Raw genomic sequence first — 24,434 nt, forward strand, 5'->3', positions numbered from 1 at the left:
GAATCTGACAAGCGCTTCCAGCCGTTAGGCAATTACCAAGCGGCAGGTTATAGCTATTCTAAAGCCGAATCTGACACCAAGTATCAACCCAAAGGCAACTATGCCCCCGCAGGCAATTACGCACTTAAAGGTGAAAGCTACACTAAAGTAGAGGGCGATGGGCGATATCAGCCGAAAGGCAGTTATCAGCCCTCAGGGGACTATGCCTTAAAAGGAGATAGTTATACCAAGGCTGAAACCGATGGTAAGTATCAACCTAAAGGCAGCTATCAAGCTGCAGGTTATAGTTATTCAAAAGCGGAGTCTGATACCAACTATCAACCTAAGGGCAATTATGCCCCAGCAGGGAATTACGCACTCAAAGGCGAGAGCTACACCAAAGTGGAAGGGGATACACGGTACCAAGCTAAGGGGAGTTATCAACCGTCGGGGGATTATGCAACAAACACAGCACTTAATAACGGGTTGAATGCAAAGCTCAATACGAGCAGTGTTGCCCAATCAACGGGTGGATCAACAACGAACGTGATGAGCCAGAAGGCTGTCACCGATGCATTACAAAATGCGGTCAATCTTAATACCATTTACCCTATTGGTATTGTTGTGTGGTTTGCACAAAATAAGAACCCCAATACCTTATTCCCTGGTACGAAATGGCAGTACATCGGTGAAAATAAAACCATTCGTTTAGCTGCTGCAAGTGGTGCGAATGTGTTAACAACCGGTGGTTCGGATTCAGTGACCATTGGTAAAGGTCACCTCCCAGCAGTGTCATTAAAATACTCTGGTACGACAAGTTCAAATGGCGGTCACACCCACAACCGTGGAACAATGAATATAACAGGCGCACTCAATAGTATTCATGATAGTCGAACAAAAGGTGCATCTGGTGCATTTTCGTGGGGAGGGGCAGGTGGTAGCTGGAGTTATAGTAATGCATATAACCAAGATGCTAACTCTGGATGGAAATTTGATGCATCTAAATCTTGGGTAGGCGAAACATCGAATAATGGAGTGCACACGCATACTTTCTCGGGAGAAACTGAGAATTTAGGCTCTGGCACGGCTCTAACAGTGACGAATGCGTATATTATGCTTATGGGTTGGTATCGTTTGAGTTAAAAATAAGATTGGATAGGTTTATATTATCAGACCTATCCAATTAGAAAAATGCTATATGGCTCTGAATTAGGTGATGAGCTGACATCTGAAAATCTACCATATACTTATGATGGTGGACATTTGAGCGAGTACGGAACTAAAGCTACGGCTAAGAATTTTAAAGACCCATCACTGTATTACCAAGTGATAAAACAGTTGTCTGAGTAGTCGATAAAGCCGCTATAAAAACACGTTTTTACTGTTAAACGGCTAATGTTTTATTGTAAAAGTAAGAAAGCTCCAATTAATTCTACCATTTCTAAATTTGAGCTACAAAGAAATAACCTTAATAGGTTGTTTTTCTATGAACAATAAAAAAGCCCACCGAAGTGAGCTTTTAGTAACTTTCAAATGCGCGTGCATTTCACGTGCACTTTCTAGTCTTAATGTTGCCAGTACCTAGTCCAACTAATTTTGCTAACTTCCTGTTTTTAAACCTGTTGTCCTATCACTGACCCACCAAATTTGGTGGAGCTGGCGGGAGTTGAACCCGCGTCCGAAATTTCTACATCCTCGGTACTACATGCTTAGTCTAGTCTTTGAATTCATTTGCCAGCTGCGGACAGACACGCCACCAACAAACTATCCTGATTAAGTTTAACGCTTCAACCCCAGGCAAGGCATCCACGCGATCTCTTTTGGGTTTGACCTCTCTTGATCCCCGTCCTAAGAGCGGAGGCTAGGGAGAGAGGGCTCTAAGCAGGTTATTAAGCTGCTAAAGCGTAGTTTTCGTCGTTTGCGACTATTTTTTTGCGGCTTTTTACGAGGCCAACCGCCCCTCGGCATGCACCTTGGGTTTCGCAAATCCCGTCGAATCCAGAATCAGCCCCAAGTTGTTGAGCGTAGTATAACAGAAAAATACTCTATAAAGCTAGAGGTTAGCGGTTAGAATGTTTCATTATACGTGCTTTATCGAGTTGCCATTCACGTTCTTTAATATCAGAACGCTTGTCGTGAGATTTTTTACCTCTGGCAACACCGATTTTAACTTTACACCATGCATTTTTCCAGTAGAGAGAAAGTGCAATAACGGTATAACCTTCGCGGTTAACTTTACCGTAGAGTGTATCTAATTCACGTTGATTTAAAAGTAATTTTCGGCTACGAGTTGGGTCGCACACAACGTGCGATGATGCAACAGTCAGCGGTGTGAAGTTTGCACCGAATAAATAAGCTTCGCCGTCCCTTAAAAGAACGTAGCTATCTCCAATGTTGGCTTTGCCTGCACGGAGTGATTTGACTTCCCAACCTTGTAGGGATAGACCCGCCTCGAACTCCTCTTCGATAGAATATTCGTGGCGAGCACGCTTGTTCATAGCAATTGTTGCTGAACCGGGTTTATATGGTTTTTTCTTTGTCATAGTGCAATCATTATACTGTAAGCTGAGTTGAAAGAAATCTTTCTAAGCTGATATTTTTTTGATTGTGCAAATCTTGCCCTATGTGGGTTTTGTTTTTTGTTTAACCAATCAAAGATGGTATTATACGCTCAGTTTTTGGGGATAGGAATTGATATGCCACAGATTAGTCGCTCTGCGTTGGTCCCTTTTAGCGCAGAACAAATGTATAAACTCGTTAATGACGTTATTTCATATCCGAGCTTTTTGCCGGGGTGTGTGGGTAGCCGAATTATTAGTCATAGTTCTGAAGAAATGACCGCTTCTGTTGAAGTGTCAAAAGCAGGCATTAGCAAAACTTTTGTCACAAAAAATGTGCTAGAGGATAACAAGTGCATTCATATGCAACTTGTGGAAGGGCCATTTAGTAAATTAGCTGGTGGTTGGAAATTTATTCCTTTAAGCCCTGATGCTTGTAAAATCGAGTTTCACCTTGATTTTGAATTTACAAATAAATTGATAGAACTTGCATTTGGCAAAATTTTTAAGGAATTAGCTAATAATATGGTTCAAGCCTTCACTTTAAGAGCAAAGGATGTATACAGTGTCTGAGCTGAATATTGAAGTGACATATGCGCTTCCTGAAAAGCAATTTTTGCTATCAGTAAAAGTGAAAGAGGGGGCGACAATAGAAGAAGCAATACTAGCTTCTGGTATTTTAGCTCTTAGAGATGATATTGATCTTAAAAAAAATAAGATTGGTATTTATAGTCGCCCTGCTAAATTGACAGATTTAGTGCAAGATGGGGATCGTGTTGAGATTTATCGACCTTTGATTGCAGACCCAAAAGAATTACGTCGCAAACGAGCGGAAAAGTCTAAAGAAGTTAAAAATAAGTAAACCGATTATACGTAGCGAACCGAGCAAAGCTCGGTTTTTGTCTTTAAATTTATTTATACAAGTTGAGTCTAAATAAATTTTTAATAAAGATACTCATAATAACAACCCGCCTGAATAAGTCCTTCAGAAAACAGGTTGTTATTATCACACTAGGTGGTTCTTAGTGTTTGTGGTTAGTCAGCTGTTTTAGTTTCTGATGCTTTTGTTTCAGCAGCTTCCATTGATTCCTGCGCGGCAAGATTTTTCTCGTTTTTGATGTCAGTAAGAATACCATTGCGATCAAAAATCAGAGTCAAAGTTTCTTGCTGAACTGGGTCATGCCCTAGTTCTTGGCGGAAAACATAATACCAAGTCTGAGTACCAAACGGGTCAGATAACATTGGCGTGCCCAAAGTATAAGCGACCTGTTGCTGTGTCATTCCTTTTTGGATCTTAGCAACATCTTTCGCTGTGAGGTAATTACCTTGGTTAATGTCCGGGTGATAGACAAGACGTTCCATCATTGAACAGCCCGTAGACATTAATGCGAGTGATAGTGCGGCAGCAGTTAACAATTTATAACGCATGGATATCTCATTCCTTTTGGAGTCAGAACATCAATGATAATCGACATTGATACAATTTAAAACCTTCCTTATCGACTCTAAGACCACATGAGCGTAAAAAAGTTGTCAAAAATTATGCTGCAAGTAACTCTTTTGCGTTGGCTAGTGTATTTTTGGTGACTTCTGAACCTGCCAAAAGGCGCGCAAGCTCTTGTAATCTAGATTTTTTATCTAATAGCTGCATATGAGTTTCAGTTTCAACGCCATTAGTTTCTTTGCTTACATAAAAATGATGATGTCCACAACCTGCAACTTGAGGTAAATGCGTTACACACATGACTTGAGTTGATTCACCTAACTCACGTAATAACTTACCAACAATAGCGGCTGTTGGTCCGCTAATACCCACATCGACCTCATCAAAAATTAACGCTGGAGTATCCATTTTCTTAGCGGTAATAACTTGAATAGCTAGTGCGATACGCGATAGTTCACCACCTGAAGCAACTTTAGCGAGCGCCTGATGTGGCTGACCTGGGTTCGTTGTAACATTGAATTCTATCTTACATGCACCATCAATCTGCAATTGTTCTGGTATAAATTTCACATCAATAGTAAACAGGCCATGAGGCATTGAAAGTTGATGCATACTGTTGGTAATTAGCGTGCTTAACTCTTGGGCATAATGCAGTCGCACATGGTGTAAACGCTCTGCACAAGCTAATGCTTTTTGATGATCGATAGCGACTTGCTCGTTTAAAGTTTCACAATCTTCGTTTTGATTAGCAATTTGTTCTTGCTCAGTCAATAACTGTTGAAATAGTTCAGGTAGTGCCTCGGGGCTAACATGATGTTTTCGAGCTAAGCTAATTTGTTTAGAGATACGTTGCTCAAGTTCAAATAAACGGTTGGGATCAAGTTCGTATTGATCGCAATAATGTTTTATTTCATCACTGACTTCACTGACTTGTATTGATGCTTCTTCAAGCATATCGAGAAGTTCTGAAAATTTCGGATTGAGAGCAACGAGATCAGTCAATTCATTTTTTGCCATATTTAATAAACTAATGACATTCGCATCATCATTTTCAGATAGTATATGCGTGGTTGTTTGACCAATAGATAAAAATTGCCCATGATTAGCGAGTTGTTTATATTCTTGGTCTATCTCTTCAAATTCTCCTTGAACAGGAAGGAATTCGTTCAGTTCTTTTAGATGATATTCCAGCAACTGTTGTCGAGATTCACGCTCTTGCATCTCTTTTTGAAATACGGCTAATTGTTGGCAGGAGTCGTGCCATGTTTTCCATGCTTTTTTCATTTGAGCAAGTAGTTCTTGCCGGTTTGAATAGGCATCAAGCAGGGACTTTTGATGAGTGTTATCTAGCAAGAGTTGGTGTGCGTGCTGGCCATGAATTTGGATCAGTAATGTACCGAGTTCTCTAAGTTGTGATAAAGGTACAGAAACGCCGTTAATAAAACCTCGGGAACGACCGTCAGGAGAGATAGTCCGACGTAATAAGCACTCATTTTGGTTATCAAGTTGATGCTCAATAAGCCAATTAGCAGCCATCTCAGCATCAACTAAGGAAAAACGGGCACAAAGATCAGCACGCAGTGCACCAGGGCGTACCATATTGGCTTCCCCCCGATTACCTAAACATAGGCCAAGAGCATCAATAGCAATGGACTTACCCGCACCTGTTTCACCGGTTATGGCTGTCATACCATTACGGAAATCAATTTCTAATTCACGTACGATTGCAAAATTATTGATTGTTAGTTGGGTAAGCATCTGCGCTCTCCTGTAAAAATACACACCTGTGTTTTAATACAGTATATGACTGTTTTTTTATACAGTAAAGAGGCAGAATGAAAAAATTAAAAAGTTTTTTTAGCCCAGCCTAATTTTGAACTTAATGTATTGAAATAATTGTAATCTTGTGGATGAACTAAATTAAGATTTTTATTACTACGTTTAACAATAACTTCCTCTCCATCCTGAATAGGGAGCATAATTTGGCTGTCACAGCTGACTTCATAATCAATATTTGTTCGTAAAAACTTCAACCGAATACTGCTGTCGCTGCTAATCACCAGTGGTCTGGAGGATAAGGTATGTGGAAACATTGGAACTAATACAATAGCATCCAAGTTTGGGGTTAAAATAGGGCCACCTGCGGAAAGAGAATAAGCTGTAGAACCTGTTGGTGTGGCGATAATCAAACCATCAGAACGTTGAGAAAAGGCAAATTTTTCATCAATGTAAACCTCGAATTCGATCATATGCGCAACTTTGCCTGGGTGCAGAACAATCTCATTAATTGCGGTGCTTTTACGTGCTTTTTGGTTAGCTTTAATGACTTGTGCTTCTAGTAAAAAACGTCTTTCTTCGCGGTATTTTCCTTCAAGAACACTTGAAAGTTGTTGCAATGCATTATCAGGGTCTAAATCAGTAAGAAAACCGAGATTACCACGATTTACACCGATCACTTTATTATTATACCGGGATAAAATACGAGCAGCGCCAAGCATATTGCCATCCCCGCCAACGACGACAACTAAATCAGCCTGTTGGCCTATTTCAGTTAATGTACCAGTGTTGGCATTAGATAATTTTAAATCTTTAGCAACTTGTTTATCGATAATGGCATGATAATTTTTTGAAATTAACCAATGGTATATTAATTCATGAGTTGCCAATGCTTCAGGATGCCTAGGGTGCCCGACAATGCCTATCGTTTTAAAATGTGGTAGTGCTGTATTATTGTCCTTTCGCATACTTTTTTGGCCTCTGATTGTATGACTTCCCTTGAATCCCTGTATTAGATCCCCATAATACTCTCATATATGGGATTAATGCTAAATACGCGGAGATATTCATGAGTAGTAAAGACCAAAACATGCATGATGAGCAAGCTTTTGAACAAAATGAATCACAAAAAGTTCAAGCTGAGCAAGAAGCCAGCGTTCAACAAGCTGATGAGTTACAAGCAGACGAACAAGCGTTAGCCGCGCGTATTGCTGAGCTTGAGCAACAGTTAGAAGCTTCACAAAAAACTGAACGTGAAGCGATGTTACGTGCACACGCCGAAATTGAAAATATTCGTCGTAGGACTGAGCAAGATATCGAAAAGGCACATAAATTTGCACTGGAAAAATTCTCAAATGAATTATTGCCAGTGATTGATAACTTGGAACGTGCAATAGAAGCTGCTGATCACGAAAGTGAAGAGTCTAAAGCGATGTTAGAAGGTTTAAATTTAACGTTAAAAACCTTTTTAGATGCAGTGGCTAAGTTCGGTATTGAGCCTGTCAGTGAAGTGAATGTGCCATTCAACCCTGAAGTTCACCAAGCGATGACGATGATTGAGTCACCTGATCACCAAGCTAATCATGTGATTGATGTGATGCAAAAAGGGTACACGTTAAATAACCGTTTACTCAGACCTGCAATGGTTATTGTGTCTAAATAATCGATGAAATGGGATACGTGAGTATCCCATTTTTTATTGTCCGCAATTTGAAATTATTCGCTAATTACAGGTGTCCAATCTATAGGTTTTTTGCCTTGCTGAGCTAAAATTTCATTTGTTTGTGAAAAATGCCCACAACCTAAAAACCCGCGATGAGCAGAAAGTGGGGAGGGATGTGGGGCTTTCAGAACATGATGGCGTTTAGTATCAATAATTTTACCTTTTTTCTGGGCATGAGAGCCCCAGAGTAAAAAGATCACGCCCTCGGTATTTTCATTAATTGCTTCAATAACTTTATCTGTAAATGTTTCCCAACCTAAATGTGCATGGGAATGGGCATTGCCTTGCTCGACGGTGAGGACGGTGTTAAGGAGTAAAACACCTTGTTGAGCCCAACTGAGCAAGTACCCATGATTAGGCCTTTGAAAGTCACTAATATCTTTTTCTAGCTCTTTATACATATTGACTAATGATGGTGGTGGCTTAATTCCTGGGAGTACGGAAAAAGAGAGGCCGTGAGCTTGCCCTGGCCCATGGTAAGGGTCTTGCCCAAGGATAACAACTTTAATATCAGAAAGCTCGGTATACCTAAATGCATTAAAAACGTCGTCTTGAGCAGGATAGATAATTTTACCATTTTTGCGTTGTTCTGCTACATAAGCCAACGTTTCTTTGAAATAAGGTTTTGATTTTTCAGGGCCAATAACATCGTGCCACGTAATGGAGTTTGACATGAAATATTCCATAACAATAAATTTAAGAAGGAACAATTATATGAACCAGTTGATAGCTATAAGCTTACTGGTTCATGAGGGAGAGATAAAGCCCTGATATTGAGTATTAATCTTTAAAAAAAATTGAAAATATATAAAAATAGTTAAAAAAATGAATTGTGAATTTTGATTTAAATCATAATGTTGGGTTGGTTAAATTAGTTACTAAGCGGAATAATTGATAAATATCAAAGAAAATAGGGGATCTAGCTGGTATAAAATACCTATATACATTGGTTAGACCAAATATCCAATTACAAGTTTTCATAAGATTGATGGTTAATGTAGCTTCGATTTATTAAGCAAATCGAATGCAATCTAGCTCGAACGTGGAGGTCGACATGATTACAGGTATTCAAATTACTAAAACTGATAATGCAGCATTGATGAATTCGTTTTGGTTACTGGATGACGAAAAAAATGAAGCTCGTTGTGTTTGTGCGAAAGCCGATTATAACGAAGGGCAAATCGTTGCTAAAGACGAATTAGGTGCTTTTGAGTATCGTGAAGTTCCTTTAGAAATGAAACCAACTGTACGTGTTGAAGGTGGTCAGCACTTAAATGTTAACGTATTAAGCCGTGAAACATTAGAAGATGCAGTTAAAAACCCAGAAAAATATCCACAATTAACAATCCGTGTTTCTGGTTATGCAGTGCGTTTTAATTCATTAACGCCTGAACAACAACGTGATGTTATTACTCGTACTTTCACTGAAAGCTTGTAATAAATATTAAATGTAATTACATCTAGTAATGCATAATAAATTCTAAAGCCATTGTTACCAATGGCTTTTTATTTGTTCCTAATAAAGTTGATTATTTCCCACCTTGGTTATTTGTATTTCAATATTCTTCCAACAAATACACTTGTTAGGGAGAATTCATGTCACTATCAACACTACAAACATTATCAAAAAAAGATGAATATATTTTTGTTAGAGAAAACTTAAATATTTATTTGCAGCACCAACATCAAGAAATTAAACCTTGTATAACAGATTTATGGCCTAAAGAGATATTAAGAGAAGACTTCTTAGGAGGTCATGCACAACAAAATGACTATATTTTGGCTCTATTAGCGCAAGGTGCTTATCATAAAAATTGGGGGAATATTCAGGGTGTTGAAAGATTAAGTAATAAAGAGATTTTTGATCTCGGAATTAATGCGGAACTATTAAACGACGAGCAAACAGGTTTTCAAGCTAATATCTGTCGATTTAATGATTTATATATTCTTTGTTTTGCTGGTACTAACGATATTATCGATTTTTACAGTAATATTCGTCAAGGCCTTGGTTTTTATGAGTCTCAATATTTTCAAGCGGTTGGTTTGATGAATGTTTTATTCAATGCAGTTAATGGAAACACAATTTGTACAGGACACTCATTAGGTGGAGGATTGGCATCAATAGCGGCGTTAGCGAGTCAATCACCCTGTATCGCATTCAGTCCTGCAGGGCTGGCAAAAAATACTATTAATAATATTGGGATTGATTATCACGTTGCTGAAAAAATGGCACAAGAAGGGTTGATACGTTATTACACGGTGCAATATGATTGGCTCGATGGATTACAAAACTCTTTACCGATCCCTTCTGCGTTGGGAAATTGTATTAAAATGGCTTATAGCGAACATAGCTCTTGGAAAAATTGGTTACCCACCCGTTTATTAACAAGAAGTTTTATTGCTCATTCAATGCTTAAAATTATTAGGGTTATGTGCAAACATAAGCCATGGAATAATTGGAATGCAATCACAGGTGAATATAATAAGGTACAAGAAATACCACTAGAAATATTTCCAACTAAAGAAGAAAAACAGGAAATGAGTTGGCAGGAATGTTGTGAAAGTGCTATCAAAAAAGGAAATATAACGGAGTTTTCAGCACTTTTATCATTAGACCATAAACCTTGTGACATTAGTTTATTGGCACAGCAATCAGTCAGAACAGTTAATGGGCAATTTATGGCAGCCCTAATGGAATCTCAATATGGTCAAACAATTAAAATGTTTCAATCCAGAGGCCAAAAAAGTATTTTGCATTTAGCTGCGCAAAATGGCCGTCTTATACAATCGCAACTTTTATTAAAAAATGGATTAACAGTGAATATTAAGGATAGTTTGGGGAACACTCCTTTACATGATGCGTTAAATAGCCATGCACTTGATGTTGCTACATTACTATTGCAAAATGGAGCCGATTGGCGAATTAAAAATAATAAAGGCTTAGATTGTAAGGATATACTTGGTAGCCATATTATTAAGTATGATTTGCTAACTCATGAAGGCAAACAAATGCGAGATAAAGTTTTTCAAATGATGGGCTAAATAAAAAACGGGCCTAAACCCGTTTTTAGTGACTAGCTTTTATCGCTAGCTGTTGGTATAGAAGGGCTAGCAGGAGTACGACGTTTACCAATATTTTTCTTATCGCGATGGCGTACTTTTTCTTTTTTCTTAGCTTGTTCTTCTTTTTTCTTTTCTTTACGCTTAGCAAGCACTTTCTTCGACGGTTTTGGCTTATTTAGCATCGCTTCTGAAGGGGCTTTAGTTGTTGGACGTAAAGAATCAACCACACGAATTTTGATAGGTTCTTCAATATAACGAGTAATTTTACCCAATAATGGGAAGTCATGCGCTTCGACTAAGGAAATTGCGGTTCCTTTACGTCCAGCTCGGCCGGTACGGCCAATACGGTGCAAATACACATCTGCAGTTCTAGGTAAGTCAAAGTTAAAAACATGGCTAACGTTTTCGATATCTAAGCCACGGGAAGCAACATCTGTTGCAACGAGTACTTTAACTTGGCCATCAACTAGGCGACGTACCGCTTCATTACGCTTAGCCTGTGGCATTTCACCTTCAAGATAACAAGGTTCGATACCCGCTTCACGTAACCATTGGACTAATTCACGCAAACGCTCACGCTTACGCACAAAGACGATAGCTTTGGTGACTTCATCTTGTTTTAACAAATGGCACAGTAATGCCGTTTTATGCTCTAGTGTGTCAGCACGGTAATGAAATTGCTGAATTTTTTTACGTTCACGGCGTGAAGGGTCGGCGTCAATTTCAATTGGGTCTTCTAATAAGCGCTCAGCAAAGTCACGAATAGCTTCGCCTTCAAGAGTTGCAGAAAACAGCATGGTCTGCTTGCGCCAGCGTGTTTCGCCTGCGATTGTTTCTATGTCATTGGCAAAACCCATGTCGAGCATGCGGTCAGCTTCGTCAAGGATCAAAATCTCAACTGCACGACAGTCAAAGTTTTCTTCTTTAATATATTGGAGTAAACGGCCTGTTGTTGCGACGACAATGTCTTGATTTTCACTGAAAACTTCAGCGTGATTCATATAAGCAACACCACCCGTAATTGTTGCAATGTCTAGGTGATTATGGGCACATAATTCTTTTGCTTGGTCAGCAACCTGCATGGCTAATTCACGAGTCGGTGTGACAACTAGAACGCGAGGCGGCCCTGATTTCTTTCTAGGGAAATCAAGTAAATGTTGGATCGCAGGTAGTAAGAACGCGGCGGTTTTACCTGTACCTGTCGGGGCTGAACCTAATACATCGCGGCCATCCATTGCAGCAGGAATAGCTGCCGCTTGAATAGCGGTTGGACGTTGATAGCCTTTATCTGAAAGCGCATCAATTAGGCTTTCATCAAGTTCAAGTTCAGTAAAAGTGGATGCAGTCATGATATACCTCTATTTGGGGCGCTGATTATAAACAGGTTAGCAAAATTGTTCACCTGAAAAAATCAGCTTTGCTCAAGTGTAACTGTTTTCACTGTGGACAGGGAGCGATATATCAATGCATGTGAGTGAAATATAGAGAAGATAAATAATTGAAGGAGGAAAGAGCTTTTCCTCCTTCATGCTTATCTAACTTAGCTAAGTATATTAATTAACCATGTATGATAAGGAATACCAACTAAGTCAATGAGCACGGCACCACTGAGTGGCACAATCATGAAAGCTTTCATTGACACTTGTTTGTAACGTTCACAAACAGAGGACATATTCGCCATTGCATTTGGCGTCGCACCTAAGCCGTGCCCCATTAGGCCAGCACACATTACTGCGGCATCGTAGTTTTTGCCTAATAAGCGGAAAATGACAAAGACAACTAATAGAATTAAAATAATCACTTGCGCCAATAGAATGGTGAATAATGGCAAAGCAACAGCTTTTAGCTCCCATATTTTCAATGACATCATCGCCATAGTCAAAAATAGGCCAAGCGAAACTTCAGAGATAAGGTCAACCGACTTTTGGTTAATACGGAATAATTCTACTTGGTCATTAATATTGCGAATAACAATCGCAATGATCATTGCTCCAACATAGCTCGGCAAAGAAAACCCGGTTGCTTTGGTAAATTGCGCTGAAGCGAATTGACCAATAACCATAATTCCAAGAACAAGTGCTAGCATTTTTAAAAAGGCGTGAGCATCGATGGATTCAATTTTTCCAGCAATGGTTTCAGGAACTTGAACTCGCTCAACATTTTCATCAGCTTTAATCTGCACGTTAAATTTCTTAATTAAGAATGTTGCAATCGGACCACCAAGTAAACTTCCTGTAATTAGGCCGAATGTTGCTGCGGCAATTGCGGCAACCGTTGCGGATTGCACGCCAAGGCCCTCAGCCATGCCACCAAAGGCTGCTGCACCACCATGTCCCCCAGTAAGAGAAACGCCACCAGCCATGATACCAATAACGGGATCAACACCGAGTAAATGAGCAAGGCCTGCACCAAAGGTGTCTTGGAAAATAACCACAAACCAGCAGATAAACAGGTAGATAAAGAGTAACCGACCACCACTTTTTAAAATACGGAAGCTGCCGTCAATACCAATAGTGGTAAAGAAAGCGACCATTAAGAAGGTTTGTAAACTGGTATCAAAATTGATTTCGGCCAGATTAAATGATTTGAGCCCCCAAATAATCAAACTAACCAGAAAGCCGCCAATGACGGGAGAAGGGATACAAAAGCGCTGTAGCCATTCGATACGTTTCTTTAAGTGGATCCCCATGAGTAGGCAGATCACCGTTAGGAAGAGGGTGGAGAGTGTGTCGAGGTGTAGAATCATATTTTTCCCTTTTTAACTGTTGTCTTTCACGCTACAGCGTTGTTGGCCGCGCTCCGTTACCCTAGTCACATACTTTTGTATGCTCCTAGGGATAACGTCACTTGCCGCCTAGCTGTAACGCGAAATTCAATAGTTAAAAACCATTAAGTTATTGCGCTACAGCGTTGTTGGCCGCGCTCCGTTACCCTAGTCACATACTTTTGTATGCTCCTAGGGATAACGTCACTTGCCGCCTAGCTGTAACGCGAAATTCAATAGTTAAAAACCATTAAGTTATTGCGCTACAGCGTTGTTGGCCGCGCTCCGTTACCCTAGTCACATACTTTTGTAGCTCCTAGGGATAACGTCACTTGCCGCCTAGCTGTAACGCGAAATTCAATAGTTAAAAACCATTAAGTTATTGTGTTACGGCTAGTTTGATAATCAACTTCAAAGCTATTTTTATTGTGGTGTTTGAAAATTAATAATCTTAACAGCGTGAGAAACAGTGTATTTATCAGTCGAGTTGTTGTGTTGTTTTATTAGAATAAATATTGGTATATCAAATAAGCCGCGAGTTTGGCGGTATGGTTGTCAATATCAAATTCAGGATTACATTCTGCGATATCAAAAACCGCAATTTTTTGGCTGCTCTTGATAATGGCAAACAATTCATCAAAAATTTCAGTAGAAATGCCTTTTGGTGCTGGTGCACTAACGCCCGGCGCAATAGCAGCAGAAAATACATCTAAATCAACGGTGACATATAAATAGTCTACTTCGTCAATAAATTTTTTAATTTTTTCAATCGCTTGAGGTAGCTTGGAATAAGCGAGTTCTTTATCGCGGATATATTGGCAACCTAGCGTATCTGCGGTATCGAATAATACTTTTGTATTGCCATGATCTGCGATGCCTAAACATAAATATTTGAAAGAGCGTTGGTGTTGCTGGCACAACATGGCTGATTGTAAAAATGGAGTGCCAGAAGTGGCAACAGGGGCTTCACGCAAATCAAAATGTGCATCAAAGTTAATAATACCAATCGTTTTACCCGCTTGATGTTGTTCAACATAGTCAAACAGGCCCTGGAAGCTCGCAAATGCAACTTCATGACCACCGCCAAGGACAATCGGTTTTTGGTTATCAGCGAGGAGAGCGATAAGTTGGTCGGATAAACGGCGTTGTGCTGCTTCTAAATTGCCATCATCACAGCGAATTGTACCGACATCTTTGATTGCAAGTGGTTGATGAATAGGCAAACCTGCCAGTTGATGACGAATTGCATCAGGGCCTGCTTTTGCACCTTGGCGGCCTTTATTGCGTCGAACGCCCTCATCAGAAGCAAAACCAATTAATGCAAACTTGGCAGGTGTGTGTTTATTAATGACTTGGTGGATGCGCAAATGTTCTTGTGTTTCACCATCTGTGCGCCCTTGCCATTGGAAAGGTTGTGTCATAGTTACTCCAAGTTAATTAATTTAGTGATGTTATGCGCTGTTTGGCGGGTGTGCGTGATAAATTCATCCACGCGATGTGTAGAGCGAAATTCAGGTGCCATAACTGAAACGACAGCTAACACATCATTACCTTTGAAAATCGGTGCAGAAACACCCAGTACGCCTTCATCGATTTCACTCACAGACATGCCGTAACCTTGTTTGCGTATCTGTTGTAAATCTTGTTGTAGCTTTATTTTTTGTTGTTCAGTGGTTAACTGCTTTGTATGAGCTTCAAGTACTTGGTTTTGATAGAGTTCATGACGAAAAGCTAACAATGTTTTCGCACTTGCTCCTTTAACTAAAGTATTGCCCCGGCCAATAATAAAAGAGCAGCGCAGCGCTTGTTCACTCTCAATCATGTCGACACAAATGGTCTCTCGTAAATTTGAGGTGATAATCGCCACGGTTTCTTGGGTTTTTTTCGCTAAAGTTTGCAGTTCTTGTTTAGACGCGCTCATCAATAAACTGTGGTGATAGTATTTTTCTTGATTTTTGATACTCTGCGAGCCAACACAGTATGTTCCATATTGTTTTGCGTGAGATACAAATTCCCAATCTATGAGAATTGTTAGTAAACGATAGACGGTTGATAATGGGATCTCTAACGCTGATGAGATAGACTGTGGCGTCACTGGAGATGCGCAAGTTGTGATGTAAGACAAGATGTCTAAGGTTCTATTTATACTGTTCATGGCATCTCCTTTTTTTCGAACTTATCAGTAAATTTTTTTCGTCTCAAATATAATTCTCATATTATGAGAATTATATTGTAGCAAATAGGTTAAATTATGACTTTTATTTGCTTAGTATGAGAATGTTCGAACAAGTATTAGACAATTAGAGTGTTTGCATGTGTAAGCAAAAAAAGAATTACCGTAAAGGCGGTTTTACGTTTAAACAGTTTTTTGTGGCTCATGACCGATGTGCGATGAAAGTGGGGACGGATGGTGTGCTATTGGGGGCTTGGGCTCCTGCAGACGGTGTTCAGTCTGTATTGGATATTGGTAGCGGTAGTGGGCTAATAGCATTGATGCTAGCACAAAGAAATGCAATGTTATGTGTTGATGCCGTCGAGTTAGATAGTGACGCGGCAGTACAAGCACAAGAAAATTTTATTGAATCCCCATGGGCGGATCGTTTACATGTCATCAATCAAGACATTGTGAGTTACAGCCAGTTGTCATCGGTTCAATATGATTTGATTGTTAGTAACCCACCTTACTTTGAACCTGCGGTTGCGTGTCGGGATGAAAAACGAGACCAAGCGAGATATACCGCGACATTAACTCATGATGTATTACTCGAAAGTGCAAAATCCTGTCTTACATCTCATGGACTATTTTGTTTAGTGCTGCCCTATGAAGTTGGTGAAAAAATACAGAAGATGGCTGAGAATTCAGGTTGGTTTACCGCTTTTCGCGTCAATGTTAGTGATAAACCTACAACGGTCTACCATCGCATGCTATTGGGCATTCAACTGCAAGAGATACAAACACAAGTGACATCGCTGGCACTCAAAGATGAAAAGGGTGAGTATACCGATGAATTTCGTAAACTAATTCAGCCATTTTATGTGAAATATTAAAGCCGGCTCAAAGGCCGGCCCTAGCTCATGTTATTCAGGTTTTAAAATAGTGGGGCCTGAATTAGGAAGTGGTTCTGGGTAATCCAAGGTGTAATGTAATCCACGGCTTTCTTTGCGTTCTAATGCACAACTAACCATTAATTCAGCGACTTGAACTAGGTTACGTAATTCAAGTAAGTTATTTGAAATGCGGAAATTTGCATAGTAGTCGTGAATTTCTTGCTGCAATAGATGGATGCGACGCAGTGCGCGCTCAAGCCGTTTTGTGGTTCTCACAATTCCCATGTAATCCCACATAAATAGGCGTAATTCATGCCAGTTATGTTGAATAACAACCTGTTCATCTGAGTTATGCACTCGGCTTTCATCCCATTCAGATAAATAGGGAATTTCGTCGATCTGTTTGATCGTTTTATTAATATTTTCAGCCGCCGCCCAGCCGTATACCAAGCATTCTAATAGTGAATTGGATGCCATACGGTTTGCACCATGTAAGCCAGTGTAGCTCACTTCGCCAATTGCATAGAGATTCGTGATATCAGTCATACCCGTTTCATCTACAATAACGCCACCGCATGTATAATGGGCTGCAGGAACGATAGGAATAGGTTCTTTGGTCAGATCGAGCCCTAAAGTCATCAATTTCGCATAAATAGTCGGGAAATGGTTTTTAACGAAATCGCTAGGCTTATGGCTAATGTCCAAATACATGCAATCAGCACCAAGGCGTTTCATTTCATGGTCAATAGCTCGTGCAACAACATCGCGAGGAGCAAGTTCACCGCGATCGTCGTGATCTGGCATAAATCGGCTACCATCAGGACGCTTGAGGTAAGCCCCCTCACCACGTAATGCTTCAGTTAATAAGAAATTGCGTGCTTGTGGGTGAAATAAACACGTTGGGTGGAATTGATTAAATTCAAGGTTAGCAACACGGCAGCCAGCCCGCCACGCCATTGCGATACCATCACCAGAAGAAATATCTGGATTCGTGGTATATTGATAAACTTTAGCCGCGCCGCCCGTTGCTAGAACAATCGTTTTCGCTCGAATGGTTTCAACTTGCTCTTTTTGGCGGTTCCATACGTAAGCGCCTAAAATTCGTGGCGATTCAGCCTCATTAGAAAGGATAAGGTCGACGGCATTATAGCGTTCTTTAATATGAATGTTTGGGTGGGCAAAAGCGAGGTCAACTAACGTGGTTTCAACTTCTTTTCCTGTGGCATCAGCATGATGGAGGATCCGCCGATGGCTATGGCCACCTTCACGGGTTAAATGATACTGTGTTTCACCGCTTTCGGTAATTTCAGTATCGAATAAAACACCTTGGTCGATAAGCCATTGCACGCAATGTTTCGCATTGGAGGCAATAAACTCAACAGCTTCTTTCTGGCAGATACCTGCACCAGCAATTAGCGTATCTTCTACATGGGATTCGATGCTGTCAGTGTCATCAAAAACGGCGGCAATACCACCTTGTGCATAATATGATGCCCCTTCACTGAGGCTGCTTTTACTGAGAATGGTCACTTGATGAAAAGGGGCGAGCCGTAAGGCAGCTGAAAGTCCTGCGACACCACTCCCAATGATTAAAATATCAGTGTAATGCTGTGTGGATTCGTTCATAAGTGTTTGCATGTATATAATAGTATGTATTGAGTTTTTTATGTTAGCCTATCGAGTGTCCTATTGCTATTAGTGGATGGTTGTTAATGCACAGTATATTGACCTAGCGCTATTTACGTATTCAAATGCTTTTAGTGTGATAGCTATCGCATTCGCGCCTAAAATCTGTATGCTGTCTTATAGGCCTGAAAGAATATTATAGGCAGTTGTTTTAATAAGGATCTTTAAGATCGTCTCAGTAATTTTTTTATCAGTTTTGTAAATTTTTGACTATTTTTTTAGATTAAATTGAACTTCAACGAGTTCTACTACTCAAAGTAGTGCTTGCTTTAGGAAGGGAGAACATGATCAAGTTAACATATTATCGGCCTGAATTCGGGAGATACTTCCTGGAATGAGCGAGCAACTGACCGACCAGATTTTGGTTGAAAAGGTACAAAAAGGCGATCAACAAGCTTTCAACTTATTGGTGATAAAATATCAGCATAAAGTCGCAAGCTTAGTATCCCGCTATGTACCGCAAGCAGATGTGCCTGACGTTGCGCAGGAGTCATTTATAAAAGCTTATCGCGCCATTGGTTCGTTTCGTGGTGACAGCGCATTTTATACTTGGCTTTATCGGATTGCGGTAAATACAGCTAAAAATTATTTAGTTGCCCAAGATAGACGCCCACCTGCGTCGGACTTGGAAGCGAGTGATGCAGAAAACTTTGAAACCGCTGGTGCCTTAAAAGAAATTTCGAACCCAGAGAACTTAATGTTGTCTGATGAATTAAAGAAAGTTGTTTTCCGGACCATCGAATCGCTGCCAGAAGATCTTAGAATGGCAATTACTCTCCGCGAGTTAGATGGTTTGAGCTATGAAGAAATCGCAGAAATAATGGATTGCCCTGTTGGCACCGTACGTTCTCGTATTTTTAGGGCAAGGGAAGCGATTGATAATAAAGTTCAGCCTCTGATTCAACAGTATTAGTCTGTTAAATCAGTCAATTAAATATAATTGTGATGCAATTAACTGAAGGTAATTGGGCATGCAAAGAGAGAAACTTTCCGCAATGATGGATGGCGAAGTACTAGACTTAGAACTGGTCAACGCTATTTCACGTGATTCAACGTTAAAACAACGTTGGGAGAGCTATCATCTTATTCGTGATACTCTGCGTAACGATACTAATGAAGTCATGCACTTCGATATTGCAAGTAAAGTTGCGGCAGCATTAGAGAATGAAGCTGTGCGTATTAATCCTCAGGTAGTTGTCGAATCGCAGCCAGAGCCTGCGACTTGGGGGGCTTTCCCATTCTGGGGTAAAATTCGTCCTTGGGCGAGCCAGCTGACTCAAATTGGTGTTGCAGCTTGCGTGTCTTTGGCGGTTATTGTTGGGGTTCAACAATACAACCAAAGTAATGCCGTTGACTCACCGGTTGATGAGCCAATGTTTAATACTATTCCTGTTGGCAGCGGGGCTCCAGTTAGCTTAAATATCTCAGATAACCAATTATTTGGTAATGAGCAGCAAATTCAACAAGTTGAGCAACAAAATCAACGTATTAATGCGATGCTTCAACAGTATGAAATTGAAAGACGCTCGATGCTTAACCAGCAATATCAAGAGTCTGTAAAACCTGCGTCTTCAGCAGGAGTTAAATTGCAATAATGAACAAATGGTTATCCGTCATCTGCCTGACGGGCAGCCTGATTATTTCTAATCAAGCTTCGGCATCTGAACTAGATGCCGATGTTCTTTTTAAAGAAATGGGAAATGCTGCCCAGAACCTTTCTTACGAAATGTCTTATATGACATTCAGTCCGCAATCAATAACACCTGTACGTTACCGCCATGCCATCATTAATGGTGAACCTGTTTCACAAATGATCCAAATGGATTCATCGCGTCGTGAAATTGTTCAAAAAGGCAATAGCATCAGTTACTTTGAACCTGGTTTTGATGCATTCAGCTTAAATGGTAAATATATAGTCGATAATTTACCATCAGTAGTTTTTGCCAATTATCAACAGATTAAACCTTATTATAATTTTATTGATGCAGGGCGGACCCACATTGGCGATAGGCCAGCATTAGTAATTCGCATAATATCGAAAGACAATTCTCGGTTTAACTATGTAGTATTGATCGATGAAGAAACGAAATTGCCATTACGTATCGACCTTCTCGATAATAATAGCCAAACATTAGAACAATTTCGTGTGATCTCGACGGTGCTAGATAGCCAAACAGTTAAGGATTCATTACTTGCGTTAAGTAAAGTGAATATGCCGCCATTATTGATTTCCCCTAAAAATGGAAATCCTTCCTTTAAGTGGCAAGTTGGCATGTTACCACCTGGTTTTGAAGAAATATCCCGTTCTTCGCGAAAATTAGCTGAAGATGACGTGGTTGAAACTGCAATGTTTAGTGATGGTTTATTTACCTTTTCTGTAAATGTGACAAAATCGACTAAAGGCCCGTTACTCGATCAACCGCTTCAAAATGGGCGTCGAACTATTTACACAATGACGCAAAAGCAAAATGTCATCACTATCATTGGTGAATTACCATTAGCAACAGCACAAGTGGTAGCAGGTAGTATTCAGTTTCGGGAGTAAATTATGGTAAAAGAGTGGGCAACAGTAGTCCGTTGGCAAAACGGTAGGGCTTTATTGCGCTATGGTTCTTCATCCGGCTGTGGTAGTTGCGGTGCTCGTAAAACCTGTGGTTCTTATGCTTTAAGCAAAATTGGGCCAAATACGGAACATGAATTAGAAATCGCAATTGAACAACCACTAGTTGAAGGGCAGAAAATTGAAGTGGGCATCCCTGAGGGGAGTTTAATTCGCTCAGCGCTGTTAGTTTACTTAACACCCATTTTGGGGTTGTTTATTTTTGCAGGCTTAGCGCAGGCGTTTGATTTTGAGCAGTTCTGGATAGCGATTTCAGGTGTAATTGGTGGTATTATTGGTTTTTATGTTGCGCGTAGGCTAGCGTCAAATTTGCGCGATGATGAAGCTTTTCAACCTGTTGTTTTACAGATAGGGTTGCCTCCGAGCGAGCTTTCAGTACAAATTAATTGCTAAATTTCAATATGTTGAGTTAGAAGGTTAATTTGATATTATCAATTGAAAGGGGAACATATGTTTCCCTTTTTTGTGGATTAGAATTAATTAACATACAAATAGTATTATGGCTAATAAAGTCATTAACATATTTTGTCTGTTTTGAGTTAGAAATTACAATAGATTGATTATGGCTATAAGCGTGGTTGATGTGGTTTGTATTAATGATGAATTATGACGACTAACCTATTAACCTGATGCAGGTTTACAGTTGTTTTACATTGAATCTTTGTGTTAGCGGGTTCTTATATGTAAAATGCTGCTAATTAACAATCTTGTGATAATCATAGCATTTTAGTTTTGTCGCGATACTTGCACAAAGCTGATTTTGTAAGGCAATTTAAAAGAAGATATTACCTTGAAAATCAATAATATAAGAAACTTTTCCATCATTGCTCATATCGACCATGGTAAGTCGACCTTGTCAGATCGCATTATTCAAATTTGTGGTGGCTTAACCGACCGCGAAATGGCGGCACAAGTTTTAGACTCGATGGACTTAGAGCGTGAGCGTGGGATCACTATTAAAGCACAGAGCGTGACGCTTGATTATAAGGCGTCAGATGGTGAAACTTACCAATTAAACTTCATTGACACCCCGGGTCACGTAGACTTCTCTTATGAAGTATCTCGTTCATTAGCAGCCTGTGAAGGTGCTTTGCTGGTGGTTGATGCAGGGCAAGGCGTTGAGGCTCAAACCTTGGCAAACTGCTATACCGCTATCGAAATGGATTTAGAAGTAGTTCCGGTTTTAAATAAAATTGATTTACCCGCTGCAGATCCTGAGCGTGTTGCTGATGAAATAGAAGATATTGTTGGCCTTGACGCGCATGATGCAGTTCGCTGCTCTGCAAAAACAGGTATTGGTGTTCAAGATGTGATTGAACGCCTTGTTAAAGAGATCCCACCTCCGATTGGGGATGCGGATGCGCCTTTGCAAGCACTTATTATTGACTCGTGGTTTGATAACTATTTAGGCGTTGTTTCATTGATTCGTATTAAAAACGGAACATTGAGAAAAGGCGATAAAATTAAAGTGATGAGCACCGGGCAAGTATATAATGCAGATCGCCTCGGTATTTTCACACCTAAGCAAATCGACCGTGATGTTTTGAGTTGCGGTGAAGTGGGCTGGTTAGTTTGTGCAATTAAAGACATCACTGGTGCCCCAGTTGGGGATACGCTAACAGGGGCTCGTAATCCAGCAGATAAAGCATTACCTGGTTTTAAAAAGGTTAAACCACAGGTTTACGCTGGTTTATTCCCAGTCAGTTCTGATGACTATGAATCATTCCGTGATGCACTAGGTAAGTTAAGTCTAAATGACGCGTCTTTATTTTATGAGCCAGAAACTTCTACTGCGCTAGGTTTCGGTTTCCGTTGTGGTTTCCTTGGCTTACTGCACATGGAAATCATTCAAGAACGTTTAGAACGTGAATATGACCTTGATTTGATTACCACTGCGCCAACTGTAGTGTATGAAGTGCAGCAGACCAATGGTGATATCGTGTATGTCGATAGCCCATCTAAGCTACCGGCATTGAACAATATTGAAGAATTACGCGAACCAATCGCAGAGTGTCATATGCTGATGCCTAAAGAATATTTAGGTAACGTTATTACACTTTGTATTGAGAAACGTGGCGTTCAGACCAATATGGTCTATCATGGTAATCAAGTATCGTTGACTTATGAAATCCCAATGGCAGAAGTGGTATTGGATTTCTTCGACCGCTTAAAATCAACGTCTCGTGGATATGCATCTTTAGATTATGCATTTAAACGTTTCCAAGCATCAGACATGGTGCGTGTTGATGTTCTTATCAACAATGAGCGTGTAGATGCTTTGGCCTTGATCACTCACCGTGCGAATTCTCAATATCGCGGCCGTGAACTGGTTGAAAAAATGAAAGAGTTGATCCCGCGTCAGCAGTTCGATATTGCGATTCAAGCTGCGATCGGTAACCACATTATTGCTCGTTCTACAGTTAAACAACTGCGTAAAAACGTACTTGCTAAGTGTTATGGCGGTGACGTTAGCCGTAAGAAAAAACTGTTACAGAAGCAAAAGGATGGTAAGAAACGCATGAAGCAAGTTGGTAACGTTGAGCTACCACAAGAAGCGTTCCTTGCTATATTGCATGTTGGTAAAGACTAAGTTTACAAGGAGTCTCAATGGCTAACACCTTTGCCTTGATCCTAACACTGGCAACATTAATCACTGGGATTATATGGTGTTTAGACAAGTTTAAATTTGCACCTGCGCGTAAAGCAAAACTTAAGCAGTTACAGGATGCAACAAATGGCGCAGTGAGCGAGGCGGATGTGGCAAATGCTGTCCGCCGTCCATCATGGCTTGAAACAGGGTCGTCTATTTTCCCTGTGTTAGCGATTGTACTGATTGTGCGTTCATTTATTTATGAGCCATTTCAAATACCTTCAGGGTCAATGATGCCAACGTTGTTAGTTGGCGATTTTATGTTGGTTGAGAAATTTGCTTATGGTTTGAAAGATCCAATCACACAAACGACATTAATCGAAACAGGTAAACCGAAACGTGGTGATATCGCAGTTTTTAAATACCCTAAAGATCCTAATGTTGATTTTGTAAAACGAGTTATTGGAATGCCGGGTGATAAAATTATTTATAACCCAGATGCAAAGGAACTCACAATTTACCCTAATTGTGCAGATAACAAATGTACAGAGACCTTACCTATTGTTTATGGTCCTCTGGCGCCGAGTGAATGGACAATGTTCCTTGATATCGGTTCTGTTGTTGATAACCAAAAGGGCAATTATGAAATTCCATTAGACCAACCTCTACCAAGAAATGCATTGCGTCAATACGAACGTAGTGAAAAATTGGATACGGTTGAGCATCAAATTTTGATTATTCGTCAAGCAATTACGGAAGCAAAATATTTGCAACCAGGTATGCCGAAGAATGAATGGATTGTTCCTGAAAAGCACTACTTTATGATGGGTGACAACAGGGATAATAGCTCTGACAGCCGTATGTGGGGCTTTGTGCCGGAAGAGAATTTAGTTGGTCGCGCGGTATTTATTTGGTTAAGTCTTGATAAGCAAGAAAATGAATGGCCGACAGGTATTCGCTTTAGTCGAATTGGTCCACTATAATTTGGTTAGTGGGTCTAGCTAAATGCTACAAATACGGGTTTTCGTTTGAAAACCCGTATTATCCGAAGCATTATTGTTTTACCCAGTGTACAATATAGATTAATTAATATTATTGGCTCCCCAATTATTAACTCTCCCATTTTAACTTATTGTAACTAATGGATTTTTATAATTAGTTTCACTGAGCTGCAAAAATGCGG

Annotated in this window: 23 protein-coding genes and 1 other RNA gene; 13 read left to right on the forward strand and 11 right to left on the reverse strand. The window is 40.0% G+C overall.

The window, feature by feature from the left end; genetic code table 11:
- Nucleotides 1-528: 528 nt before the first annotated feature.
- Nucleotides 529-1,122: a phage baseplate protein gene (locus P3L40_RS25140; RefSeq protein ID WP_405029965.1), complete on the forward strand. Its 594-nt coding sequence runs from the start codon at nt 529-531 to the stop codon at nt 1,120-1,122.
- Between the two features lie 505 nt (nt 1,123-1,627).
- Here P3L40_RS25140 and ssrA read toward each other — a convergent pair.
- Nucleotides 1,628-1,991: a transfer-messenger RNA gene (gene ssrA, locus P3L40_RS08180) on the reverse strand.
- 48 nt (nt 1,992-2,039) lie between these two features.
- On the reverse strand, nt 2,040-2,522 hold the full coding sequence (smpB, locus tag P3L40_RS08185) for an SsrA-binding protein SmpB (RefSeq protein WP_004265004.1): 483 nt from the start codon (nt 2,520-2,522) through the stop codon (nt 2,040-2,042).
- A 153-nt stretch (nt 2,523-2,675) separates the two neighbouring features.
- Between smpB and P3L40_RS08190 the strand changes: the two genes are divergently transcribed.
- Entirely contained in the window at nt 2,676-3,110 is a 435-nt protein-coding gene (locus P3L40_RS08190) for a type II toxin-antitoxin system RatA family toxin (RefSeq protein WP_036959027.1), read from the forward strand.
- Nucleotides 3,094-3,399, forward strand: a complete 306-nt coding sequence (locus tag P3L40_RS08195; RefSeq protein WP_004265002.1) for an RnfH family protein — start codon at nt 3,094-3,096, stop codon at nt 3,397-3,399. Before P3L40_RS08190 ends, P3L40_RS08195 begins: the two co-directional genes overlap by 17 nt.
- A 173-nt stretch (nt 3,400-3,572) precedes the next feature.
- On the opposite strand, the gene bamE is transcribed toward P3L40_RS08195, so the two are convergent.
- From bamE to nadK, 3 genes are all read right to left on the reverse strand, one after another.
- On the reverse strand, nt 3,573-3,965 hold the full coding sequence (gene bamE / locus P3L40_RS08200) for an outer membrane protein assembly factor BamE (protein ID WP_004265001.1): 393 nt from the start codon (nt 3,963-3,965) through the stop codon (nt 3,573-3,575).
- Between the two features lie 112 nt (nt 3,966-4,077).
- A complete protein-coding gene (gene recN / locus P3L40_RS08205) occupies nt 4,078-5,739 on the reverse strand; it encodes a DNA repair protein RecN (protein WP_210852308.1) in 1,662 nt (553 codons plus the stop codon).
- 86 nt (nt 5,740-5,825) lie between these two features.
- On the reverse strand, nt 5,826-6,725 hold the full coding sequence (nadK, locus tag P3L40_RS08210) for an NAD(+) kinase (RefSeq protein WP_136134237.1): 900 nt from the start codon (nt 6,723-6,725) through the stop codon (nt 5,826-5,828).
- A 101-nt stretch (nt 6,726-6,826) separates the two neighbouring features.
- On the opposite strand from nadK, the gene grpE reads away from it, so the two are divergent.
- Nucleotides 6,827-7,420 (forward strand): nucleotide exchange factor GrpE, encoded by a 594-nt coding sequence (gene grpE, locus P3L40_RS08215; RefSeq protein ID WP_004264998.1) that lies wholly within the window; start codon nt 6,827-6,829, stop codon nt 7,418-7,420.
- A 53-nt stretch (nt 7,421-7,473) separates the two neighbouring features.
- On the opposite strand, the gene ung is transcribed toward grpE, so the two are convergent.
- A complete protein-coding gene (gene ung, locus P3L40_RS08220) occupies nt 7,474-8,154 on the reverse strand; it encodes a uracil-DNA glycosylase (RefSeq protein WP_110591984.1) in 681 nt (226 codons plus the stop codon).
- 380 nt (nt 8,155-8,534) lie between these two features.
- Between ung and grcA the strand changes: the two genes are divergently transcribed.
- The gene (grcA, locus tag P3L40_RS08225; protein ID WP_036959024.1) at nt 8,535-8,918 is read left to right on the forward strand and encodes an autonomous glycyl radical cofactor GrcA; all 384 of its coding nucleotides are present in this window, start codon (nt 8,535-8,537) and stop codon (nt 8,916-8,918) included.
- 158 nt (nt 8,919-9,076) lie between these two features.
- A complete protein-coding gene (locus tag P3L40_RS08230) occupies nt 9,077-10,522 on the forward strand; it encodes an ankyrin repeat domain-containing protein (RefSeq protein ID WP_210852310.1) in 1,446 nt (481 codons plus the stop codon).
- Between the two features lie 32 nt (nt 10,523-10,554).
- On the opposite strand, the gene srmB is transcribed toward P3L40_RS08230, so the two are convergent.
- From srmB to P3L40_RS08250, 4 genes are all read right to left on the reverse strand, one after another.
- Nucleotides 10,555-11,892 carry an ATP-dependent RNA helicase SrmB gene (gene srmB / locus P3L40_RS08235; RefSeq protein WP_004264992.1) on the reverse strand — a complete coding sequence of 446 codons (1,338 nt, stop codon included), beginning with the start codon at nt 11,890-11,892 and terminating at the stop codon, nt 10,555-10,557.
- A gap of 191 nt (nt 11,893-12,083) precedes the next feature.
- A complete protein-coding gene (gltS, locus tag P3L40_RS08240; protein WP_036959023.1) occupies nt 12,084-13,289 on the reverse strand; it encodes a sodium/glutamate symporter in 1,206 nt (401 codons plus the stop codon).
- A gap of 521 nt (nt 13,290-13,810) precedes the next feature.
- Nucleotides 13,811-14,728: a formimidoylglutamase gene (gene hutG / locus P3L40_RS08245; protein ID WP_112308258.1), complete on the reverse strand. Its 918-nt coding sequence runs from the start codon at nt 14,726-14,728 to the stop codon at nt 13,811-13,813.
- 2 nt (nt 14,729-14,730) lie between these two features.
- Complete coding sequence (locus P3L40_RS08250; RefSeq protein WP_036959022.1) at nt 14,731-15,462, reverse strand: IclR family transcriptional regulator; 732 nt, start codon at nt 15,460-15,462, stop codon at nt 14,731-14,733.
- Between the two features lie 158 nt (nt 15,463-15,620).
- Between P3L40_RS08250 and trmN the strand changes: the two genes are divergently transcribed.
- Nucleotides 15,621-16,355, forward strand: coding sequence for a tRNA(1)(Val) (adenine(37)-N(6))-methyltransferase TrmN (gene trmN / locus P3L40_RS08255; protein ID WP_136134234.1), 735 nt, complete (start codon nt 15,621-15,623; stop codon nt 16,353-16,355).
- Between the two features lie 30 nt (nt 16,356-16,385).
- On the opposite strand, the gene nadB is transcribed toward trmN, so the two are convergent.
- On the reverse strand, nt 16,386-17,981 hold the full coding sequence (gene nadB / locus P3L40_RS08260) for an L-aspartate oxidase (protein ID WP_172766962.1): 1,596 nt from the start codon (nt 17,979-17,981) through the stop codon (nt 16,386-16,388).
- 394 nt (nt 17,982-18,375) lie between these two features.
- Between nadB and rpoE the strand changes: the two genes are divergently transcribed.
- From rpoE to lepB, 6 genes are all read left to right on the forward strand, one after another.
- Nucleotides 18,376-18,954, forward strand: coding sequence for an RNA polymerase sigma factor RpoE (gene rpoE, locus P3L40_RS08265; protein WP_004264984.1), 579 nt, complete (start codon nt 18,376-18,378; stop codon nt 18,952-18,954).
- Nucleotides 18,955-19,012: 58 nt separating this feature from the next.
- Nucleotides 19,013-19,636: an anti-sigma-E factor RseA gene (gene rseA / locus P3L40_RS08270; protein WP_110591977.1), complete on the forward strand. Its 624-nt coding sequence runs from the start codon at nt 19,013-19,015 to the stop codon at nt 19,634-19,636.
- On the forward strand, nt 19,636-20,586 hold the full coding sequence (rseB, locus tag P3L40_RS08275) for a sigma-E factor regulatory protein RseB (RefSeq protein ID WP_004264982.1): 951 nt from the start codon (nt 19,636-19,638) through the stop codon (nt 20,584-20,586). The genes rseA and rseB overlap by 1 nt, the downstream gene beginning before the upstream one ends.
- Nucleotides 20,587-20,589: 3 nt before the next feature.
- The gene (rseC, locus tag P3L40_RS08280; RefSeq protein WP_004264981.1) at nt 20,590-21,054 is read left to right on the forward strand and encodes a SoxR-reducing system protein RseC; all 465 of its coding nucleotides are present in this window, start codon (nt 20,590-20,592) and stop codon (nt 21,052-21,054) included.
- A 403-nt stretch (nt 21,055-21,457) separates the two neighbouring features.
- Complete coding sequence (gene lepA, locus P3L40_RS08285; protein ID WP_036959062.1) at nt 21,458-23,251, forward strand: translation elongation factor 4; 1,794 nt, start codon at nt 21,458-21,460, stop codon at nt 23,249-23,251.
- A gap of 17 nt (nt 23,252-23,268) precedes the next feature.
- Complete coding sequence (lepB, locus tag P3L40_RS08290) at nt 23,269-24,234, forward strand: signal peptidase I (RefSeq protein ID WP_004264979.1); 966 nt, start codon at nt 23,269-23,271, stop codon at nt 24,232-24,234.
- Nucleotides 24,235-24,434 lie beyond the last annotated feature (200 nt).

The sequence above is a fragment of the Providencia sp. PROV040 genome (assembly GCF_032706145.1).
GTDB lineage: Bacteria > Pseudomonadota > Gammaproteobacteria > Enterobacterales > Enterobacteriaceae > Providencia > Providencia hangzhouensis.

What these genes read in the sequence shown, in the direction of transcription:
- P3L40_RS08230 (WP_210852310.1), top strand. Translation starts at nt 9,077, where the DNA reads ATGTCACTATCAACACTACAAACATTATCAAAAAAAGATGAATATATT.
- P3L40_RS08250 (WP_036959022.1), bottom strand. Translation starts at nt 15,462, where the DNA reads ATGAACAGTATAAATAGAACCTTAGACATCTTGTCTTACATCACAACT.
- nadK (WP_136134237.1), bottom strand. Translation starts at nt 6,725, where the DNA reads ATGCGAAAGGACAATAATACAGCACTACCACATTTTAAAACGATAGGC.
- lepB (WP_004264979.1), top strand. Translation starts at nt 23,269, where the DNA reads ATGGCTAACACCTTTGCCTTGATCCTAACACTGGCAACATTAATCACT.
- rseA (WP_110591977.1), top strand. Translation starts at nt 19,013, where the DNA reads ATGCAAAGAGAGAAACTTTCCGCAATGATGGATGGCGAAGTACTAGAC.
- smpB (WP_004265004.1), bottom strand. Translation starts at nt 2,522, where the DNA reads ATGACAAAGAAAAAACCATATAAACCCGGTTCAGCAACAATTGCTATG.
- srmB (WP_004264992.1), bottom strand. Translation starts at nt 11,892, where the DNA reads ATGACTGCATCCACTTTTACTGAACTTGAACTTGATGAAAGCCTAATT.
- bamE (WP_004265001.1), bottom strand. Translation starts at nt 3,965, where the DNA reads ATGCGTTATAAATTGTTAACTGCTGCCGCACTATCACTCGCATTAATG.
- P3L40_RS25140 (WP_405029965.1), top strand. Translation starts at nt 529, where the DNA reads ATGAGCCAGAAGGCTGTCACCGATGCATTACAAAATGCGGTCAATCTT.
- hutG (WP_112308258.1), bottom strand. Translation starts at nt 14,728, where the DNA reads ATGACACAACCTTTCCAATGGCAAGGGCGCACAGATGGTGAAACACAA.
- P3L40_RS08195 (WP_004265002.1), top strand. Translation starts at nt 3,094, where the DNA reads ATGTATACAGTGTCTGAGCTGAATATTGAAGTGACATATGCGCTTCCT.
- grcA (WP_036959024.1), top strand. Translation starts at nt 8,535, where the DNA reads ATGATTACAGGTATTCAAATTACTAAAACTGATAATGCAGCATTGATG.
- recN (WP_210852308.1), bottom strand. Translation starts at nt 5,739, where the DNA reads ATGCTTACCCAACTAACAATCAATAATTTTGCAATCGTACGTGAATTA.
- rseB (WP_004264982.1), top strand. Translation starts at nt 19,636, where the DNA reads ATGAACAAATGGTTATCCGTCATCTGCCTGACGGGCAGCCTGATTATT.
- rpoE (WP_004264984.1), top strand. Translation starts at nt 18,376, where the DNA reads ATGAGCGAGCAACTGACCGACCAGATTTTGGTTGAAAAGGTACAAAAA.
- nadB (WP_172766962.1), bottom strand. Translation starts at nt 17,981, where the DNA reads ATGAACGAATCCACACAGCATTACACTGATATTTTAATCATTGGGAGT.
- trmN (WP_136134234.1), top strand. Translation starts at nt 15,621, where the DNA reads ATGTGTAAGCAAAAAAAGAATTACCGTAAAGGCGGTTTTACGTTTAAA.
- grpE (WP_004264998.1), top strand. Translation starts at nt 6,827, where the DNA reads ATGAGTAGTAAAGACCAAAACATGCATGATGAGCAAGCTTTTGAACAA.
- ung (WP_110591984.1), bottom strand. Translation starts at nt 8,154, where the DNA reads ATGTCAAACTCCATTACGTGGCACGATGTTATTGGCCCTGAAAAATCA.
- P3L40_RS08190 (WP_036959027.1), top strand. Translation starts at nt 2,676, where the DNA reads ATGCCACAGATTAGTCGCTCTGCGTTGGTCCCTTTTAGCGCAGAACAA.
- rseC (WP_004264981.1), top strand. Translation starts at nt 20,590, where the DNA reads ATGGTAAAAGAGTGGGCAACAGTAGTCCGTTGGCAAAACGGTAGGGCT.
- gltS (WP_036959023.1), bottom strand. Translation starts at nt 13,289, where the DNA reads ATGATTCTACACCTCGACACACTCTCCACCCTCTTCCTAACGGTGATC.